General features: G+C 48.8%; 13 protein-coding genes. 6 read left to right on the forward strand and 7 right to left on the reverse strand.

Translation table 11 applies throughout. The features are described 5' to 3' along the window. Nucleotides 1-9: 9 nt before the first annotated feature. The gene (locus tag FJ444_RS15370; protein WP_140959694.1) at nt 10-1,152 is read right to left on the reverse strand and encodes a hypothetical protein; all 1,143 of its coding nucleotides are present in this window, start codon (nt 1,150-1,152) and stop codon (nt 10-12) included. After that, nucleotides 1,142-1,732: a hypothetical protein gene (locus tag FJ444_RS15375; RefSeq protein ID WP_140959696.1), complete on the reverse strand. Its 591-nt coding sequence runs from the start codon at nt 1,730-1,732 to the stop codon at nt 1,142-1,144. The genes FJ444_RS15370 and FJ444_RS15375 overlap by 11 nt, the downstream gene beginning before the upstream one ends. A 451-nt stretch (nt 1,733-2,183) precedes the next feature. Here FJ444_RS15375 and FJ444_RS15380 point away from each other — a divergent pair, with 451 nt between their 5' ends. From FJ444_RS15380 to FJ444_RS15400, 5 genes are read left to right on the forward strand one after another with little or no spacing between them, the layout of a single operon-like run. Then, nucleotides 2,184-5,483 (forward strand): DUF2126 domain-containing protein, encoded by a 3,300-nt coding sequence (locus FJ444_RS15380; protein WP_140959698.1) that lies wholly within the window; start codon nt 2,184-2,186, stop codon nt 5,481-5,483. Nucleotides 5,484-5,495: 12 nt separating this feature from the next. Next, nucleotides 5,496-7,991 carry a circularly permuted type 2 ATP-grasp protein gene (locus FJ444_RS15385; protein ID WP_140959700.1) on the forward strand — a complete coding sequence of 832 codons (2,496 nt, stop codon included), beginning with the start codon at nt 5,496-5,498 and terminating at the stop codon, nt 7,989-7,991. A gap of 3 nt (nt 7,992-7,994) precedes the next feature. Further along, on the forward strand, nt 7,995-8,876 hold the full coding sequence (locus FJ444_RS15390) for a transglutaminase family protein (protein ID WP_140959702.1): 882 nt from the start codon (nt 7,995-7,997) through the stop codon (nt 8,874-8,876). A gap of 24 nt (nt 8,877-8,900) precedes the next feature. Continuing rightward, complete coding sequence (locus tag FJ444_RS15395; RefSeq protein ID WP_140959704.1) at nt 8,901-10,352, forward strand: circularly permuted type 2 ATP-grasp protein; 1,452 nt, start codon at nt 8,901-8,903, stop codon at nt 10,350-10,352. 1 nt (nt 10,353) lies between these two features. Beyond that, a complete protein-coding gene (locus FJ444_RS15400; protein ID WP_140959706.1) occupies nt 10,354-11,274 on the forward strand; it encodes an alpha-E domain-containing protein in 921 nt (306 codons plus the stop codon). Nucleotides 11,275-11,319: 45 nt separating this feature from the next. Here FJ444_RS15400 and FJ444_RS15405 read toward each other — a convergent pair whose 3' ends face one another. Continuing rightward, on the reverse strand, nt 11,320-11,709 hold the full coding sequence (locus FJ444_RS15405; protein WP_140959708.1) for a hypothetical protein: 390 nt from the start codon (nt 11,707-11,709) through the stop codon (nt 11,320-11,322). Nucleotides 11,710-12,606: 897 nt separating this feature from the next. On the opposite strand from FJ444_RS15405, the gene FJ444_RS15410 reads away from it, so the two are divergent. Next, nucleotides 12,607-12,981, forward strand: coding sequence for a type IV pilin protein (locus FJ444_RS15410; protein WP_140959947.1), 375 nt, complete (start codon nt 12,607-12,609; stop codon nt 12,979-12,981). Nucleotides 12,982-13,029: 48 nt separating this feature from the next. On the opposite strand, the gene ispH is transcribed toward FJ444_RS15410, so the two are convergent. The 4 genes from ispH to ileS are packed head-to-tail and all read right to left on the reverse strand — an operon-like array spanning nt 13,030 to nt 17,788. Beyond that, the gene (gene ispH / locus FJ444_RS15415) at nt 13,030-13,974 is read right to left on the reverse strand and encodes a 4-hydroxy-3-methylbut-2-enyl diphosphate reductase (protein WP_140959710.1); all 945 of its coding nucleotides are present in this window, start codon (nt 13,972-13,974) and stop codon (nt 13,030-13,032) included. A gap of 18 nt (nt 13,975-13,992) precedes the next feature. Next, nucleotides 13,993-14,445 carry an FKBP-type peptidyl-prolyl cis-trans isomerase gene (gene fkpB, locus FJ444_RS15420; protein WP_255439227.1) on the reverse strand — a complete coding sequence of 151 codons (453 nt, stop codon included), beginning with the start codon at nt 14,443-14,445 and terminating at the stop codon, nt 13,993-13,995. Nucleotides 14,446-14,448: 3 nt separating this feature from the next. Continuing rightward, a complete protein-coding gene (lspA, locus tag FJ444_RS15425) occupies nt 14,449-14,973 on the reverse strand; it encodes a signal peptidase II (protein ID WP_140959712.1) in 525 nt (174 codons plus the stop codon). Then, complete coding sequence (gene ileS, locus FJ444_RS15430; protein WP_140959714.1) at nt 14,966-17,788, reverse strand: isoleucine--tRNA ligase; 2,823 nt, start codon at nt 17,786-17,788, stop codon at nt 14,966-14,968. The genes lspA and ileS overlap by 8 nt, the downstream gene beginning before the upstream one ends. Nucleotides 17,789-17,813: the final 25 nt, after the last annotated feature.

The following is a 17,813-nucleotide window of genomic DNA, read 5'->3' on the forward strand; positions in this document are numbered from 1 at the left end:
TGTGTGTCCTTAAAAATCCCGCCAGCTACCCGGCACCATAGCAACGCGGGTAAAAGGCGGCTGCTGTAGGTTGCGTAAAGCGGCGGGTTCGTACACAACCCTTAAATCGGTGCTGGCAGTGTCAATCTGCTGATTAGATAACAAAGCCCCCTCAATGGTGGCGCCACTCCCCATAATTAGCTGATAGGCACCTGTTCCCGTTGGTGAGGAAGCCCAAAACACCATGCCGTAAATGCTTGCACTGGCTTGTAGCGACAGATTGCCGTTAACCACAACAAGTAATACGGGTTCATTAACACTCCCCACCGTTATACCGGGCGCAATCACACAATTACCGGTTATCCAGATCATTCCGGTTGACTGACTGGACAGTCCTGAACAATCAACATCGCTAATACTTGCCTCTTGCTCCAGCACAAGCGCCTGAGGTGTAGTCAAATTAAATGCATACTGCCACAGGTCGGCAGGAAAGAGATTGTCGGCGTCGAGTATATCTGTGCCCTTATTGCCCCCGCTGCTTAATAGATTGCCGTTGCAACCAGCGGCTGAAAAATTGGCGGGCAGACAGCTCGTTATGCTGCTCTGTGAAGACGACAATGTTGCCGATGTCCAAACCGATAACGGCATTCCCTGCCCTGCACCATTGATATTGGACCCGATAGTCAGTGAACTCCCGGTTGCACTGGCCTGAGATAATGCAGATGCCCCTCCGCCAATCATAACGGGTACCGGTGGAACACGAGCCAATAAGGGGTAAATAATTGCATCTGCCGATACGTTTGCCTGAGTAAGTCCGTCGGTACTTGTGCCAACCGACATCACCGCGACGCCGCGATAAGAAGATGTACCCGGTATGCTTGGAATATCGGTTGTTAGCATTGCAAATTGGCTTCCAGATGTAAGCGTTTGAGCAGAACCATCCGATACCCAGTCTGGCGCAACCTGTAAAGTAGCAAGGGCCTGATATAAGCCGGTACTGGCAGCGTTCAACGCCTGTTTTCTGTTCTGCTCGTTATTTACAATCTGATTTTCCAGCGATTTAACTTTGGCAACATAACCAGTTACCAGCGTCGCCAGGATAAGTAGCAGCAGTGTACTGCTAAATAAGGCCATACCACGACAGGAAAAGCCTGATTGCTTGTTAGCCCACATGGTTCTTCACCAATACTGTAGTGTGATAGGTTTGCGATAGCGCTGGATTGGCTTTTAAGTAACCCGACAAGGTAATGGCGACATGGGTAACTGGCACGCCGTTGAGAAACTGAGTGACTGGCTGAAATTCCAGCGCGGTTACCTTCACCACATCGCTGTCGGTAACATCCTCCCAACCTTTTGCTTTGCAACTGGCACCGGCTTTACGAATTTCCACAGTGTTATTTTGCATCCGGTAGCCAAACTGTTCATTTGGCAACAGCGTATCGAGTGCACCGTTACCATTCACATCGTAACGAAAGGTAACACAGGAATTAGCTCGCTCTCCGCTGTAGGCATCGAACACCAGATGCTGACTAAACACCCCGTTAGCCGGCCCGTTTTGCATTAAATACAGGCTATCCCCGTTGTATCCGGCACGGCGAATGTCAGCCTGAATTAACGCAAATACATTACCCAACTCCTCGTGCAGGCGAGCGCTGTTGAGTAACCGGCTGTTTAGCACCATAGAGCCAGCCACCATACTGGTTAATGCCAGTAAAACGCCGCTCCCTAAGCCCATCACGATCAGGAGTTCCATTAGTGCCATCCCGCTTAGCCAACGCCTATTCATCTGTGTTGCTTCCTGAATCCATCATCCGTAGAAAACAGTGTGCATCAAGGCAACACCAGGAAACACTGGCCTTCTTATCAGTTTTTAATTCACCCGGTTTCAAAGGGCGTTATTTAATATAAGTACGCTTGGCTTATCCCTTTAATCCCGCCTGTTCTTTCTGGTACGGCAGCCGCTTTTACTGGCCTGTTACTTGCTTTATGTCAGTGACGAAGTAGCCGGGTCGCGACTTACTTGTCTGTTGTTGTGGAAAGTTGCACCAACTTGCACATTGGAAACACTAAAGCTCACCATTTTAGTGCAAGACGCGAATGTGATGACCAACACATAAATAACTAGAGGTCGTCTGCATTCATCGTTACGATGGAATTAATATGACAATTCATTTTCTCAGTCGGGATAAGCAGGACGAATAACTATGACCATAACGGTTGGCATTACGCACCACACGGAATATCACTACGACAAAGCCATTAATATGAGTCCACACGTGTTCAGGTTGCGCCCCGCACCGCACAGCCGAACACCTATCCAAAGTTACTCGCTAAAAATTTTTCCGGAAAACCACTTCATTAATTGGCAGCAGGATCCGTTTGGCAACTATCTGGCCCGTGTGGTTTTCCCAGAGAAAACAACGAAATTTTGGTTCACTGTTGATTTAGTCGCGCAAATGACGGTGATTAATCCGTTCGACTTTTTCCTCGAAAGCTACGCCGAAAAAATCCCTTTCGACTACGAAAAAAGACTCAAAGCAGACTTATTACCCTATCTCGAAGCGGAACCGGCGTCAGAACAATTCCAACAGTTAATTGATAAAGTGCGTCCCAAAGAGCCGATTGCCGCGGTGAACTTTTTGGTAGACGTCAACCGGGCCATTTTTGATATGGTGGCGTATGGTATTCGCTTGGAGCCGGGCGTTCAGTCGGTCGATGAAACACTCAGCTTAAAATCGGGTTCTTGCCGCGATTCTGCCTGGTTGCTGGTACAGCTTTTCCGCCATTTAGGGTTGGCGGCCCGGTTTGTCTCCGGTTACCTTATCCAACTCAAGTCCGATGAAAAGTCACTCGACGGCCCAAGTGGCCCGGAAGAGGATTTCACTGATCTGCACGCCTGGTGCGAGGTCTATATTCCGGGTGCTGGATGGATTGGGCTTGACCCCACTTCAGGCTTGTTTGCCGGTGAGGGCCATATTCCTTTGGCTTGTACCCCAGAACCTTCATCTGCCGCACCGGTAACCGGTGCCGTAGACAAGTGCGAAAGCACGTTTGATTTTTATAACAAAGTAAAACGCATTCATGAAACACCGCGGGTAACCAAGCCTTACTCAGATGCTGAATGGGCACAAATCAACCAGCTTGGCTTACAAGTCGATCAAGAGTTGGATGAATTGGGTATCGATTTAACTATGGGCGGCGAGCCGACGTTTATTTCGATAGACGATATGGAAAGCCCGCAGTGGAACACCGAGGCCGATGGCGAAGACAAACGTCAGTTAGCACACCAGTTATTTATAAAGATGCAGAATGCTTACACGGCGGGCGGATTCCGCCATTATGGGCAGGGAAAATGGTATCCCGGTGAGCCACTGCCGCGCTGGCAATATGCCTGCTACTGGCGCAAAGACTCAACCCCCATGTGGCACAATCAGGCATTGCTGGCAGATTTAACTAAAGTGGGCTCCACCACGTTGGAACAAGGCGAACTGTTTGCCAAAACTCTAACCACTCAACTCGGCCTTTCGCCGGATGCGCTGAGTACCGCGTATGAAGATGTGCTTTATCACTTGTGGCAGGAAGGCAATTTACCGGTTGATCCGGATGCCAAAGTGCCTGAATTGCTTCACGCCATGACCCGTAAAGGTTTCTTAAAGAAATTAGAAAAAGGACTGGATAAGCCAGTTGGCTTTATATTGCCGATTCAGTGGGATTTCGCCTTCAATGGGTGGCAGTCCTGTGTATGGCAATTCAGACGCGCGGCGTGTTTCCTGCTGCCAGGTGACTCCCCGATGGGTTATCGCCTGCCTTTAGCCAGTTTAGGCGCGCCAGGTGCATTACCCGATAGAGACCCCTGCGATATTCCCGCAACCTTCGCTACCGATACCCCTACACAAAAGGGTTATGTGGGCAGCAACATGATTAAAACCGCTATGTGTATAGAGGTCCGTGATGATCAGTTACACATTTTCATGCCGCCACTTTCGCATTTTGAACACTATATGCAGTTACTCAGTGCCATCGAAGCCACTGCAGAAAAATGCCAGATCCCTGTGGTACTTGAAGGCTATACGCCACCCTACGATAGTCGCGTTGAAAAATTTGCGGTGACGCCTGATCCGGGTGTGATCGAGGTAAACGTGCATCCGGCTACCAGTTGGCCTGCGTTGGTTGAAAACACTACCCGCCTGTACGGACTGGCTCGCGAGTCGCGTTTGGGCACTGAAAAATTCATGTTAGACGGCCGCCATACGGGTACCGGCGGAGGCAACCACGTTACCATGGGTGGCCCCACGCCACCGCAAAGCCCATTCCTGCGTCGTCCGGACATTCTGCGCAGCTTCATTACCTACTGGCAGCATCATCCTGGCTTGTCGTATCTGTTCTCCAGTTTGTTTATCGGACCCACCAGCCAGGCACCACGGGTTGATGAAGCGCGGGATGAAGTGCTTTACGAACTGGAAATCGCCTTTTCACAAATGCCCTATGGTGAAGTACCACAGCCCTGGTTGGTTGACCGTTTACTGCGCCACCTGCTGACTGACCTGACCGGTAACACCCATCGCGCCGAATTCTGTATTGATAAATTGTACAATCCGGATTCCGCAACAGGTCGCTTAGGTCTGGTAGAATTCCGTGGCTTTGAAATGCCTCCTCATGCCCGAATGAGCCTGATGCAAATGTTGCTGTTACGCACGCTGCTGGCGTGGTTCTGGCGGGAGCCTTATCATCGTCCGTTGGTGCGCTGGGGCACAGAGTTGCATGACAAATTCCTGTTACCGCACCATGTAAAAGAAGATATTCGTCAGGTTTGCTTCGACCTGCAAAGAAGCGGTTATCCGGTTAAGTTAGATTGGTTCGCACCTTTCTTTGAATTCCGCTTCCCTACCTGCGGACGTCGCGATGTCGGCGATATTCATCTGGAACTGCGCAATGCCATAGAGCCCTGGCATGTATTGGGTGAAGAAGCCAATGGTGGCGGAACGTCCCGATTTGTTGATTCATCGCTGGAACGGGTGCAACTGCGCGTTACAAACATGCCCGAAACCCGCTATGTCATTACCTGTAACGGGCGTCGCGTGCCATTGCGTCACACTGGAGTTAGAGGCGAAGCAGTGGCAGGCATTCGGTTCCGTGCATGGCAGCCGCCATCAGCCTTACACCCCACTATAGGTGTGCATGCGCCATTAGTATTTGATGTGTACGACACCTGGGCCGGACGGTCAATTGGTGGCTTTACCTATCACATTAGTCACCCTGGTGGTCGAAACTTCTCCACCTTCCCGGTCAATTCATTCGAAGCCGAAGGGCGTCGTATTGCACGATTCTGGGATCACGGTCATACTCCTGCAAAAGTAGATGCAGCTATGCCGGTTTGGTCAGCTGCCAGCACCTCGCATCGCATCACGGAACACGATGGACTATCCGATTTCGTTCTTCCTGCGGAAGAGCCAATCAATGCGGATTACCCCAATACGTTAGATTTGCGACGCAAGGCCACCTAATGTTGTGAACCTATGACCGAAATAAACAAACCCAACACACCGAGTTTACCCGCATGGCTATCCAGTTTTTTAGTGGATGGCCCATCCAGCGGCACAGTGCCCTCATCCATGACAGCCTTGTTTGAGCATCTGAGTAAACTGAACGGCGAAGACATTAGTCAGCGAGCGCAGGAAATCAGGCGCTTGCTGCGCAACGGCGGCTTTATTGAAGCCGGCGAAAGCCGACGTTTTCAGTTGGATCCCTTACCCTTTTTGCTAACCCAAATAGAATGGCAGAAATTAAATGACGGCATTATGCAGCGCGTTCGGCTGCTGCAATTTGTACTCAATGATTTGCAAGGCCCAAAAGAACTGATAAGCGGTGGGTTTATATCGCCCTCATATTTAATGCGCCATCCGCAATACCTGCGCGAATCCTTTAATCTGAGCATAAAAAACCGCGGTTTGTGCTTGCTCGGCATGGATATTGGACGTGACGAACAAGGCAATTTATTCCTGTTAAATGACCACTGCCAATTCCCCCGCGGACTGGGCCTGTTGTTAGAAAACCGTATCGTTGCCCGGCGGGTAATGAGCGAAGAATTTGCCGAGTGCGGCGTTCAACGCATTGCTGGCTTTTTTCAGGAATTCCAGCAAACCGTTAATGAATACACCAAGCATTTACGCGATCCACGCGTTGTACTGCTAAGCAAAGGTCCTGAAGATCCTTACTATTCGGAATTAGCCTATCTGGCTACTTATCTGGGTTACACCCTGGTGCGCAGCGCAGACTTAACCGTGCGTAACGGCACTGTATGGCTAAAATCCCTGGATGGCCTGCACAAGGTAGATGTCATTATTCGCTGGATTGAAGACCGCTATCTGGATTCACTGGAGCAGTCTGATTTTTCTGAACACGGTATTCCCGGTCTGCTGCAGGCTGTGCGAGTGGGTTCAGTGCAACTGATCAATCCATTTGGCAACAGTATTCTGCAAATCCCGGCTGTAAAAAATAACTATGCGAATATCGCGCGCCAGTATTTTGGTGAAGAATTGATTCTGCAGGAACCGGAAACGCTCTCACCTGCACAACTTGATCCAAGCCAGTGGGCAGGCTGCGAATTGCGCAGCTATGTAGACCCGTTGGTTAAATTGGATGGAGAAATCGATCGGGCCGATATTGCTTCACTGCTGCAAAGTGGCAGTTCCGACTATTACTTTTGGCGTAAAGTACCGCTTAGTCAGGCGCCATTCTGGCAACGCAAACAGCTAGTGGCGAAAAAGGTCATGTTGCGCTGTTATGCGTTAGTGACAGAACAAGGCGTGCACATTTTGCCCTCTGCCTTGTGTACTACCTTGTCCAGCGATCACAGTATGGGCAAAGTAACTATAAAGGATACCTGGATCCAGAGTCCTACCGGCCTCCCCAGCGATCTGCCAAGACTCCCGAAAACCATGCGCGTAGCGGGTGACATGGCGTTGGTTGAAGGTCTCATTCCCAGCCGCACGGCAGAGAGTCTGTTTTGGCTTGGGAGTGCGTTGGAAAGAGCAGAGAGCGTTTGCCGTTTGGTGCGTCTGTTCATCGACCGCTTTACTGAGTTGTCGATGTATCCGGATGTACGTCATTTAGACTCGTTGCTGATGATGCGTGATGGGTTGGAAAAACACGCCATTATTTACCCTTACACCAGCATTGATACATTACACATTGAGCCGTCTGAGAATAGTTATAAGCAGTTATCCCACCGGGTGCTGTATGACCAGACCATGGCGGGCAGTTTATGCACTACCCTGAGCAGTATCATTGGCAGTTCAACTCAGGTACGCGAGCTACTGTCTTACGATTCATTGCGTATCGTAGAGAATTTGGATACTGAATTACGCAAGCTGGAAAAGACCCATCCTTCATCGGCCACCCACTTATTGCAGTCCAGTTTAGACCGCATAATGGGATTGCTAATGGCGTTTAACGGCTCGATTGTAGACACCATGTCCAACAGCAACGGGTCATTTATGCTGGAAATTGGTCGTCGTGTTGAGCGCGCCATTCAATTGATCGCCATGCTGGAAACCCTGTTGCAAAAAGAATTGCCAGAGGCGGAGCAACAAAGCGTGCTGGAAGCCCTGCTAATTGTGCAGGTGAGTTCAATCACGCACCGTCGTCGTTACCGCATGTATCAGAGTGTTAATACAGGGCTGGAGCTCATATTACTGGACACCGAATATCCGCGCTCGCTGGCGTATCAAATTGAACAATTACATAGCTTGTGCGGTCGCTTGCCAATTAAAACCCGCGCGGGTTTTGTTGAGCCAATCGAAAAAGCATTGCTCAATATCAAAATCACGTGTCACAAATTGCATCAAAATGAATTGTCTGAGGCAACCGACGGTAAACGGCTGGCGCTCATCGAGTTATGTCAGGATTTGAAAGCACAGTTTAATGCATTCAAAGAAATCGTACAGACCCAATACTTCTCGCACACCAAGTCGGCGCAAAAACGCAATTGGAGCGCGGAGCGAGGTAAATAGTTTATGCGTTACAGTATTAAACATGTCACCACTTACCGCTACGCAGACAAAGTTAGTCTGAGTCAGAATCACGCCCGCCTGATTCCACAAACCAATGACTATCAGCGTTGCCTTACGCATCGCCTGGAAATCAGTCCGGACGCAGATTACACATCTGACTTTACTGACTATTTCAACAACCAGGTCACGGTGTTTGAAGTACCCAGCCTGCACGAAGAAATGATTGTTACCGCATACAGTGAAGTTGAAATTCTTGTCCGGCCGCAACAGCAGTTATTTGCCGCGCATGTGGCCTGGGAAAGCGTTCGCGATGCATTGCGCTCACCACAGGACAGTCAGCAAATTCATGCTGCTGAATTCAGCTTGCCCACGCGTCAGACCACCCCAACCGCTGAGATTCGCCAATACTGTTTGCAATCATTCAGCGAAGGACGGTCGATCATGGAGGCCTGCAACGACCTGATGCAGCGAATTTTTGATGACTTCACCTTTGACCCGGAATTCTCAACCGTCAATACGGCGGTTACCGATATATTTCAGCATCGGCGCGGCGTGTGTCAGGACTATGCACATTTTGCCCTTACCTGCCTGCGCAGTATCGGCTTAGCCGCCAGATATGTAAGTGGCTATATAGAAACCATTCCGCCCGAAGGTCAGGAAAAGCTAACCGGTGCAGATGCAACACACGCCTGGTTTGCGGTGTATATTCCGGGCTTGGGTTGGCTCGATTACGATCCAACTAACAACCTGATCCCGACCGATCAACATGTCACCTTAGCCACAGGCAGGGATTTCGCCGACATTACCCCTCTGAAAGGCATTATGTTTGGTGGTGGATCACATAGTCTGTCTGTAGCGGTAGACATGAATCGAATCGAAAATTAATAAAAATACCAACAGGAGTAACCAATGGTCTTGAATAGGATGCAATATGACACTAAGGGATTCTATGATGAACTCGTGGATGAAAATGGTACGCCGAGACCACACGGTAAGCAGCTCCTGGATTATCTCAACGGACTGAGTTTTGACGAAATATCATCAGCCCGTTCGGCTGCTGAATTAGCCATTAAACAAATGGGAATCACCTTTACCGTGTATGGCGAGGGCAGCTCGATCGACCGCGCCTGGCCATTCGACATCATTCCACGCATCATTCCGAAAAAAGAATGGCTACAGGTAGAGGATGGCCTGATTCAACGTACTGAGGCGTTAAACCATTTCATTCACGACTTATACCACGACCAGAAAATCATTAAGGATGGTATTTTCCCACGTGAATTACTGGAAAAGTCGGTTAACTTTCGCAAGCAATGCGTTGGCATAACACCTAAAAATAATATCTGGGCGCATATTTGCGGTTCAGATTTAGTGCGCAATGATGATGGCACTATATACGTGCTGGAAGATAACCTTCGCGTACCCTCTGGTGTGAGTTACATGCTGGAAAACCGCTCAGTAATTAAACGCGTTTTCCCGGAAGTATTTGAGAATATTGATATTCTGCCGGTGAATGATTACCCATCACAGTTATTCGATATGCTGGCCGCAATGTCGCCCAGACCTCAGGACAAACCCGAAGTGGTGGTACTGACCCCAGGCATATTCAACTCAGCGTATTTTGAACACTGCTATCTGGCTCAGGAAATGGGCTGCGAACTGGTAGAAGGTCGTGATCTGGTGGTGAATGATGACGATTGTGTGTACATGAAAACCATTAATGGTTTAACACGGGTAGACGTGATTTATCGTCGTATCGACGACATGTTTATGGATCCCGAAGTATTCCATAAAGACTCACAATTAGGTGTTCCCGGTATTATGCGCGCCTGGCGCGCCGGTAATGTGGCGCTGGTTAACGCCCCTGGTGCCGGTGTAGCCGATGACAAAGTGGTGTACACCTATGTACCTGAGATGATCAAATACTATCTGGGCGAAGAGATGAAGTTACCCAATGTGGAAACTTATCGCTGCTATGAGCCTTCGCAACTGGATTATGTCATCAAAAACATCGATAAACTGGTGGTTAAACCGGCCAACGAATCGGGTGGCTATGGGTTGCTGATCGGCCCTAAGTCCACCAAAAAACAACAACAGGAAACCATTGCACAGGTGAAAGCCGATCCCCGTAACTGGATTGCGCAACCCACATTAAGCCTGTCGACTGTACCAACCCTGATTGACGACAAAATAGAAGGACGTCACGTTGATTTACGCCCCTTTATTTTATCTTCAGGCACGTCTACCTATGTTACAACAGGCGGATTAACCCGGGTTGCCATGGTGAAAGGCTCATTGGTGGTAAATTCCTCACAAGGTGGTGGAAGTAAAGATACCTGGATCGTAGAGGAGGAAGCCTGAGATGCTGTCACGTGTAGCTGAAACACTTTATTGGACTGCCCGCTACGTAGAGCGGGCTGAAAACCTGGCGCGTCTGATCAACGTTAACAATTTACTGATGATGGATTTGCCACGCGGCGTGTCGCCTGGTTGGGCCCCCTTAATCGATATTATTGGGCATCGTGAATCGTTCACGCAGTACTACTCTGATTATTCCGAGAAAAACGTACTGAAATACCTGACCGTGGATAGCCGTAACCCGTCTTCTATAGTTAATGCGTTAAAACTGGCCCGCGACAACACCCGTACCGTACGCGAAGTGGTACCCAGACCAGTATGGGAAACCATCAACAATCTGTACCAAACGGCCAAAGAAAAACCCAATGATTTTCTGAGTAAACGCGACCGCTTTGCCAGCTTAACGCATGTAATTGAAGGGATTCAGTTATTCTTTGGTGCGCTGGAATCCACCCTTAACCACGATGCGGGCTACGTATTTATTCGCTCAGGCTCCTTGCTTGAACGCGCAGACATGACATCGCGGATTATTGATGTGCGTTCCGCCGTACTGGGCTCATTAACCAATGACAGTCCTTACGAGAACTTACAATGGATGAGCGTACTGCGTTCGTTAAGTGCTTACCAAATGTATCGCCAGCAAATGGGCGTGAAAGTGACTCCACAGGACGTACTGGAATTTATGCTGCATAACCCGTACTTCCCGCGTTCGGTGTTATTCTGCCTGAATCAAATGCGCAGTTTGCTGATCACCATTCCAAACAGCCCAACTATGCTGGAGCGTATCGACCACAGCATTACAGAGCTGAACAAAGTGCAATCCTCCGATTTACAAGGTGCTGCCTTGCACAAATACATTGATGAACTGCAAATTGATTTAGCAGACATCCACAACCAATTTGCTGAACAGTATTTTCTGGTTTAACGATAACGAAGCATCAGGCAACTGATGCTTCGCTGCTTTGACTTGTTATGTATTTTGCCTGGCACCTTTATAAATTTGAAAGCCAATACTGGAAATGCCGATAAGCTGCAAAACCAATATTACGCACTCTGCTACCATAAATACCAGAGCTGCAATGTCTCCAAACTGATAAATGATATAACCCATTAGACCCAAATGGAGCACAATGCTAATACCCCACATTATTGCTTTGGAACGTACTGGTTTACCTTTGCTCACGTGAATTAGCACGAGGGAGATTGCGTATACAATCAGAAAAATGAGTGACTGTACAAAAAGTGAGTCCTCAAAGGGATTATCTTCCCCGACAAATAGAATGCTAAAAAATAGTGCCCCAATTAATAGATACGACGCTCCCGCCACGTTCACAATGTATTTCGCTAATCGATCTTCCATACTTGTATGCTTACTTTCTAAAATAGGGGGCACAATCTCGTCGGGCATAATAGCGAAGCAGCCTGGTTATTTGTGTCTTAGCCAACTCCCCGAAATGATTTTTTGTTAAGTGCGACTACGGGACATTTTAAATAAGCCTACCGCTAACAAAAGAACGTTGGCAAAACAAAAAACTACGTGTGCTATGAAAAGAACAAGGTATTCTTCTCTGGTAAATACGTAGTTTTTGAGAGTAAATTCACCAGTAATAATTGCGTCAATGCCAATAAACGTAATTAACGTCATCACGAAAAAAGACACCCAATCGCAACCCACAAGTCTTTATTATCTTGTTTCGCTTTGCGCAGGTCTTTCTCAAATTCGTTACTACGTGACTTTATTTCTAATTCCAATTTTCTGTAGCGTTCGGGGTACTTTATTTTATCGATAGAATCAATCGCCTCCTGCAGTTCTAAATTTGAATATTTCGAATAATCTGGTTGCACAAACAGATCCCCCTCAGAACCTAACGTCTTCTTTTAGAGAATTCACAGTAACACACGGTCTTACTCATCCTTGAACTCGCTACATAATTTATTGATAACAATACCTTAATCTGATTGATGACTGGTTGCCAATGAATTATTGAGGTTGAGCTAAAAAGGGGGTGTTTACGGCTCACAAGGCTTTTATGGGAGATCCCTGATATCACTTCGTGATTCAGGGATGACGCAGAGAAACACCTGACATCGCTTCGTTATTCAGGGATGACGAAAGGAGCATGAAACTCCATTACGCCCCAATCGTAATACTGGCCTTATTAACGGTTTTTACCATCCTGTACCAAAGGGCGTTGGTCTGCCCTGCGTGTTTTAGTAGCCTGACTATCCGGTAATCAGGGATAGGCGAAACAGCACCATGACTCACAGCAAAATGATGGGATTTACCTTACTGGAATTAATGATTGGATTGGCAATTGTGGGCATTTTGAGTGCGGTGGCAATGCCAGTGTATCAGGAGCAACTGCGAAAGGTGCGTCGAGACGCCGTAAAAATGCAATTGTTGAGTTTACATATCGATCAGCAAGCGTACCGACTGCAAAACCCGAGTTTTGCGAGCGGGCAAGCACTAGGCCTGCCCAATTCAGATTATTATCAGTTTTCTATTGCCAATGTTACGTCACAAACGTTTTTGCTCACAGCAAAGGCTACAGGCACGCAAAAGCAAGACAAAGGCTGCGCCAGCCTCACCATTGACCAATCGATGTTCAGGCAGCCAGCAGCGTGCTGGTGAGGCTATGAATACGTTTCGGCAGGGGTATGAGGATAGTAGGTTAGCTAACTAGCTAACCTGCTTAATACGCAGTTCTTTAGGTACCGCGAATTCAATATTTTCTTCGCGGCCCGGGCGTTCTGACGATTTAACCGCACCCCAGTCTAATAAACGCTGAATGACGCGTTTAACCAGTACTTCAGGCGCAGACGCCCCGGCGGTAACACCAATGTGTTCAACACCGTCCAGCCACTCTTTTTGGATACAGGCTTCATCTGCAATGAGATAGGCTTTTGCACCAATTTTCTCGGCCAGTTCGCGCAGTCGGTTGGAATTTGAGCTGTTTTGCGCCCCTACAACCAGCAACACCTGACAATCCTGTGCCAGTTCACGCACCGCATCCTGGCGATTCTGTGTGGCATAGCAAATATCGTCTTTGCGCGGGCCTTCAATTTTCGGAAAACGTGCACGCAGTGCATCTATCACGTCGGCGGTGTCATCAACCGACAAGGTAGTTTGGCTGCAATAGTAAAGCGCATTGGGATTTTTCACTTCCAGCGTATCTACATCGGCTACCGATTCAACCAGATATATCCCGCCTTTGGGGTTATCGTACTGCCCCATAGTACCTTCTACCTCAGGATGACCAGCATGGCCAATTAGCACGCATTCAGTGCCACGCTTACTGGCACGGGTAACTTCCAGATGCACTTTGGTTACCAGCGGACAGGTAGCATCGAATACCTTTAAGCCACGGCGCTCTGCTTCCTGGCGCACTGCCTGAGATACGCCGTGCGCAGAAAAAATCACAATATTGTCGTCGGGCACTTCAGTAAGTTCATCAACGAAAATCGCACCGCGCTCTTTCAATCCATCTACTACAAAGCGGTTGTGTACCACCTCGTGACGCACGTAAATTGGCGGCTGAAAGATTTCCAGTGCGCGTTCAACAATGGTAATGGCCCGGTCAACACCGGCACAAAAACCACGCGGATTGGCTAAATGAATTTGCATACCACAGTGCTCCCTGGCCTATGCGTTGATCACGTCGATGATTTCAACATCAAATACCACAGTTTGTCCAGCCAGCGGATGGTTAAAATCCACGGTAACCGAATCCCCCGCCACGCTGCGCACGATCCCTGGCACTTCACTGCCGTCAGGTTGTGCAAAAGCAATGATGGTACCCGGTTCAATATTCATATCACTGCTGAACCGGCTGCGATCCATATGGTGAATATTGTCGGGATTGGATTGTCCAAACGCATCGTCCGGGCCTAACTCGAAAGACTTCTTATCGCCGGTTTTTAATCCCAGTAAACAGGCTTCAAAATTAGGCGTTAAACTGCCATCGCCCATAACCAGCTTTGCAGGTTTTTTATTTACCCGCGTGCTATCAGCGGCGGAACCGTCGGATAATTTCAGGTCAAAATGCATAATAACCTGACTGTTTTGGCCAATGACCGGTAAGGCTTGTTCGCTCACGGTTTATTTCTCACTTGCAGATTGGGTTGTCGTATCGCTGGCGCTGTCGGACTTATTGGTTAACATGTCCCAAATGAGTAGCGCGGCACCAACGAAGATGGCGCTGTCGGCTAAATTAAACGCCGGCCAGTGCCAATCATTTACGTAAAAATCCAGAAAATCGATGACATAACCGTGTGCGATACGGTCGTAAACATTACCAATGGCGCCCCCCAGAATGAAACTAAAGGCCACCGGCAGCAACTTCTGTTGCTTAGGTGTTTGCTTAAGCCACCACAGGATCACAACGCTCACAGCGATAGCAATTGCCGTGAAAAACCAGCGTTGCCAGCCACCAGCGCCATGTAAAAAGCTGAACGCTGCGCCGTAATTGTGTACATAGGTAAAGTTGAAAAACGGCGCTAACTGAATGGATTCATACAAATCCATGGTGGCCATTACTTCATACTTACTCCACAAATCCAGCGCAATCGTTACAACACTGATCCATAAAAAACGCAGCCCGGTCTGGCTTACCACATTAAGCATAGTGACGTACTTCTCCGTCGCCATCTACGTTGGTTACGCAGCGTCCACACAGTTCTTCGTGTGCTGCGTGGGTACCCACGTCTTCACGGTGATGCCAGCAGCGCACGCATTTTTCACCAGCGGTTTTCGCAACACTAACATACAGCCCGGAGACGTCTGTTTTCACAGCATCGTCAGATTTGTCTGCAAGGGCTTTTACCGATGCACCCGATGTGATTAACACAAAGCGCAGTTCATCACCTAACAGGTTAAGTTGCGTTTTTAATCCTTCATCGGCGTACAGGGTAATCTCGGCTTCCAGCGAACCACCCAATACCTGGGCTTTACGGGCCTGTTCAAGCGCCTGGTTAACCGCATCTTTTACCAGCATGATCTGTTGCCAGAAATCATCGTCCAGCGCGCCATCTTGCGTAAAGCTGTTAAAGCCGTTGTACCAGGTTTCAGTAAACACAAATTTACCGCGCTCACCCGGCATTTCCTGCCAGATTTCCTGAGCAGTAAAACTGGTAATTGGCGCCATCCAGCGAACCAGCGCTTCCGCGATATGGTACAAAGCGGTTTGACATGAACGGCGGGCTACGCTGTCTTGTTTAGCGGTGTACTGTCTGTCTTTAATGATATCCAGATAGAAGCTGCCTAAATCCAGTGAACAGAAGTGCGATAGCTTTTGCGATACTACCAGCAGATCATAACGTTCATAGGCGGCAATCAATTCTTCCTGCAGTTGTTTAGCGCGAGTCACCATCCAGCGGTCCAGCGCAACCATATCCTGCTCTGCCACCAGATCAGTAGTCGGATTAAAGCCATTCAGGTTTGCCAGCAGGAATCGGGCGGTATTGCGCAAACGACGATAGTTGTCGGCGGCGCGTTTCAGAATTTCGTCCGATACTGCGATTTCACCGCGATAATCGGTTGATGCTACCCACAAACGCAGGATATCTGCACCCAGCTTGTTAGTGACTTCCTGAGGCGCAACAACGTTACCCAGCGACTTGGACATCTTCTTGCCCTGAGCATCTACAGTAAAGCCGTGAGTTAATACTTGCTTGTACGGCGCACGGCCGTGCATGGCGGTAGAAGTCATTAGTGACGACATAAACCAGCCGCGGTGTTGGTCGGAACCCTCCAGGTACAAATCCGCTGACGCAGGAATGTCATCACGGCAATCCACCACGAAGAAATGCGTCACACCTGAGTCAAACCAAACGTCCAGGGTATCAGTTACTTTTTCGTATTGATCAGCATCTGCGCCTAACAGCGCTGCATCATCGATATCCCACCAGGCCTGAATGCCTGATTGTTCGATGCTTGCGGCAACCTGCTCAATTAACGCAGATGTGTCGGGGTGAAGCTCACCAGATACCTTGTGTACGTACAGAGGAATGGGTACACCCCAGGTACGCTGACGGGAAATACACCAGTCTGGACGCCCTTCCACCATTTTACTGATGCGGTTTTCGCCCCATTCCGGGATCCACTGAGTATTGCGAATTTGCTCTAAAGACTGCTCGCGCAAGCCAAGTTTATCCATGCTAACAAACCACTGTGGCGTGGCACGGAAAATAATGGGTGTTTTGTGACGCCAGCAGTGCGGATAGCTGTGCTCGTACGCCACGTTCAGTACCAGATTGCCATGCTCAACCAGCGTGTCGATAACCGACTGATTCGCTTTAAACACATGCTGACCAGCAAACAGTGGCGTGTTTTCCAGATAAACACCGTTATTGCCAACCGGGTTGTACACTTCAATGTCGTATTGTTTACACACGTTAAAGTCGTCAACACCGTGTGCAGGCGCAGTATGAACACAGCCTGTACCTGAGTCGGTAGTAACGTGCTCACCCAGTACGATAAGAGAGGTTTTATCCAGGAATGGATGCTGTAAACGCGCTTTGTCTAATGCGCTGCCTACACAGGTTGCTACCACCTTGAACGACTCGCTACCGTAACGCTTGGCACAGCTCTCAGCCAAGTCACTGGCTACAATCAGCCAATCTGATACGCCTTCAAGGGCGATCAATGCGTACTCTAATTCCGGATGTAAGCTCACCGCAAGGTTAGCAGGCAGTGTCCATGGGGTCGTGGTCCAAATTACCACACCCGCGTTATGCGCTTGCAGTTCATCTGCGCTAACGCCAAATGCCTCAGCAAATACTGCTACGTCTGCCAACGGGAATTTCACGTCAATGGCAGGCGAGGTTTTGTCTTTGTACTCCACTTCCGCTTCGGCAAGTGCTGAGCCGCAGTCTGTACACCAGTGAACAGGTTTAAACCCTTTTTCCAGATGGCCAGCTTCAATGATTTTGCCCAATGCACGAACAATATTGGCTTCTGAGGCAAAATCCATGGTTTTGTAAGGGTTGTCCCATTCACCCAGAACGCCCAGACGTTTGAAGTCTGCCATTTGACCGTCGATTTGCTGTTGTGCGTAGTCGCGGCACTTCTGACGGAACTCAGCCGCCGTTACCTTAACGTCGGGCTTGCCCACTTTCTTCTCTACCATCAATTCGATGGGCAGACCGTGACAGTCCCAACCAGGCACATAAGGCGCATCAAAATCAGACAGGGTTTTAGACTTTACAATAATATCTTTGAGGATCTTGTTTACCGCGTGACCAATGTGAATATTACCATTGGCATACGGGGGGCCGTCGTGCAGCACAAAAGGCGTTTTACCGGCTTTGGCTTCACGAATTTGCTTATACAAACCTTGCTGTTCCCAGCTTTTCAGCATTTCGGGTTCACGTTGGGCCAGGTTTCCACGCATCGGAAACTCGGTTTCCGGCAAATTCAGTGTGGCTTTGTAATCACTCATAGCGTTTGTTATTTCCGTCCGCGTT

It is taken from the genome of Aestuariibacter sp. GS-14, from assembly GCF_006494365.1.
GTDB lineage: Bacteria > Pseudomonadota > Gammaproteobacteria > Enterobacterales > Alteromonadaceae > Alteromonas > Alteromonas mangrovi.